A 2920-nucleotide genomic window follows, 5' to 3' on the forward strand; every position below is an offset into this window, starting at 1 on the left:
CGCCGACCGGCTGCAGGCGCTCACCGCCGCGCTCGCGGCGACGACGACGCCCGCGGACGTCGCCGAGGTCGTGGTGGCGCAGGGCGTCGCCGCCGCCGGCGCGGCGACGGGGGTGCTGGCGCTGCGCGCGCCCGCCGCCTCCGCCGACGAGCCGCCCGAGGGGACGATGGTGCGCCAGCACGGCGCCTCGTCCCTGGTCGTCGAGAGGTACCGGCGCTTCCCGCTCGACGCGCCGGGGCCGCTCGCGCGCTGCCTGCGCACCGGCGCGCCGGTGTTCGTCGAGGACGCGGGCGCGCTGCGGACGGCGTTCCCCGAGGTCCCGCACATCTGGGACTCGATGGGGACCGAGGCGGTGGCCACGGTCCCGCTCACGGTGGCCGACGCGGTGATCGGGGCGATCTCGTTCTCGTGGACGGCGCCGCGCGAGCTGCCGACCGCCGACCGCGAGTTCTTCCTCGCCGTCGGGCGGCAGGCGGCGCAGGCGCTGGAGCGCGCGCGGCTGATCGAGGCGGAGCACGCGGCGCGCGAGCGCGCCGAGCGGCTGCAGGCGCTCACCGCCGCGCTGGCGCGCGCCCGCGCGCTCGACGACGTGGCGCGCGTGGTGGTGGCCGAGATGGTCGTCGCGCTCGGCGCGCGCACGGGGGCGATGGCGGTGCGCGCGCCCGCCGAGCGGGAGCTCATGGTGGTCGGCCACGTGGGCTTCGACCCGCGCATGGTGGAGCGCATCGAGCGCCAGCCGATGGACGGCGGCGGCCCGGTCCCGCTCTGCTTCCGCACCGGCGCGCCGGTGTGGATCGAGCGGCGGGACGGGCCGGACGGCTTCGACGCGCGCTTCCCCGCGCTGGTGCCGGTGTGGGCGGCGACCGGCGTGGCGGCGGGGGCGGTGGTGCCGCTGGTGGCGGGCGCCGAGACGGTGGGGACGATCTCGTTCGGCTTCGGCGCGCCGCGCGGCTTCGCCGCCGAGGAGCGCGCGTTCCTCCTGTCGCTGGGGCAGCAGGCGGCGCTGGCGCTGGAGCGGGTGCGGCTGTTCGACGCCGAGCGGGCGGCGCGGCGCGACGCCGAGGCGGCGAACCGCGGCAAGGGGGAGTTCCTGGCCGTGATGAGCCACGAGCTGCGCACGCCGCTGAACGCGATCGGGGGGTACGCGGAGCTGCTGGAGCTGGGCGTGCGCGGGCCGATCACCGAGGCGCAGCGCGACGACCTGGCGCGCATCCAGCAGAGCCAGCGGCACCTGCTGGGGCTCATCAACCAGGTGCTGAACTACACGCGCGTCGACGCCGGCGCGGTGCGCTACGACGTGGCCGACGTGCCGGTGCTGGAGGCGCTCGCCGCGGCGGAGGCGCTGGTGCAGCCGCAGGTGCGCGCGCGCGGGCTGGCCTTCGCCACGTCCGGCTGCGACGCGCCGTGGGCGGTGCGCGCGGACCGCGACAAGCTGCAGCAGGTGCTGCTCAACCTGCTGTCGAACGCGATCAAGTTCACCGAGCCGGGGGGCGCGGTGCGCGTGCACTGCCGCTGCGCCGCCGACGTGGTGGCGATCGCGGTGTCCGACACCGGCGTCGGGATCGCGCCCGACAAGCTGGCCACCATCTTCGAGCCGTTCGTGCAGGTCGACCAGCGGCTCACCCGCCCGCACGAGGGCGTCGGGCTGGGGCTGGCGATCAGCCGCGACCTCGCGCGCGGGATGGGCGGCGAGCTGACGGTCGAGAGCACGCCCGGCGCGGGCAGCACCTTCACCCTCACGCTTCCCGCCGCATGATCCGGCGACTGCTCCTCGCCCTCGCCCTGTCCGCCGCCGCCCTCCCCGCGCAGGAGGTGCAGGCCGACTTCACGCTGCGCGACTTCCGCTTCCGCAGCGGCGAGACGCTCCCCGAGCTGCGCATCCACTACACCACGCTCGGCCGCCCGCGGCGCGACGCGGCGGGGACGGTGCGGAACGCGGTGCTGCTGCTGCACGGCACGACCGGGAACGGGCGCGGCTTCCTCGGCCGCCAGTTCGCCGGCGAGCTGTTCGCGCCGGGGCAGCCGCTCGACACCGCGACGCACTACGTCATCCTCCCCGACGGGATCGGCACCGGGCGGTCGAGCAAGCCGAGCGACGGGCTGCGCGCGCGCTTCCCGAAGTACGGCTACGAGGACATGGTCGAGGCGCAGTACCGCCTGGTGCGCGAGGGGCTCGGCGTCGGACGCCTGCGGCTGGTGATGGGGACCTCGATGGGCGGGATGCAGTCGTGGGTGTGGGGCGTGCGCCACCCGGAGTTCATGGACGGGCTGGTGCCGCTGGCCAGCGTGCCGACGCAGATCGCCGGGCGGAACCGGATGATGCGGCAGGTGATCGCCGACGCCATCCGCGAGGACCCCGACTGGAAGGGGGGCGACTACGCGGCGCCGCCGGCGCGCGGGCTGCGCACGGCGCTGGCGATGCTGTTCATGATGACCAGCAGCCCGATCGCGCAGCAGGGCGCGGCGCCGACGCGCGACAGCGCCGACGCGTACATCGGCCGCTGGATGCGCGAGCGCGTGGCGAACACCGACGCCAACGACTTCCTCTACCAGTTCGAGGCGTCGCGCGACTACGACCCGTCGGCGGAGCTGGGGCGGATCCGCGCCCCCGTGCTGGCCATCAACTCGGCCGACGACCTGGTGAACCCGCCCGAGCTCGGACTGATGGAGCGGCTCATGCCGCGCGTCGCCACGGGGCGGTACGTGCTGATCCCGACCGGGGAGCGGACGCGCGGCCACGGCACGCACTCGCTGCCGGCGCTGTGGAAGCACGAGCTGGCGGCGTTCCTGGCGCAGCTCCCGCCGCTGCCGCCGCTCCGCTGACCGCCGACCGAGGAGGGCCGATGCGACTCCGACCGCTCGCCGCGCTGGCCGCGCTGGCCGCGCCGACGCTGGTCGCCGCGGCCGCGCAGGCGCGGCG

The 2920-nt window shown here is 76.5% G+C and carries 2 protein-coding genes; both read left to right on the forward strand.

Annotation, left to right across the window (positions count from 1 at the left end):
• Nucleotides 1-1756: GAF domain-containing sensor histidine kinase (locus PYV61_RS23390; RefSeq protein WP_275836238.1), on the forward strand; the 1756-nt coding region annotated here is incomplete at its 5' end.
• The gene (locus PYV61_RS23395) at nucleotides 1753-2823 is read left to right on the forward strand and encodes an alpha/beta fold hydrolase (RefSeq protein WP_275836240.1); all 1071 of its coding nucleotides are present in this window, start codon (nucleotides 1753-1755) and stop codon (nucleotides 2821-2823) included. The genes PYV61_RS23390 and PYV61_RS23395, both read left to right, overlap by 4 nt.
• Nucleotides 2824-2920: the final 97 nt, after the last annotated feature.

The organism is Roseisolibacter sp. H3M3-2, from assembly GCF_029211165.1.
Lineage (GTDB): Bacteria > Gemmatimonadota > Gemmatimonadetes > Gemmatimonadales > Gemmatimonadaceae > Roseisolibacter.

Excerpts from the sequence above, each read along its gene's own strand:
- PYV61_RS23395 (WP_275836240.1), top strand. The coding sequence starts at position 1,753 with ATGATCCGGCGACTGCTCCTCGCCCTCGCCCTGTCCGCCGCCGCCCTC.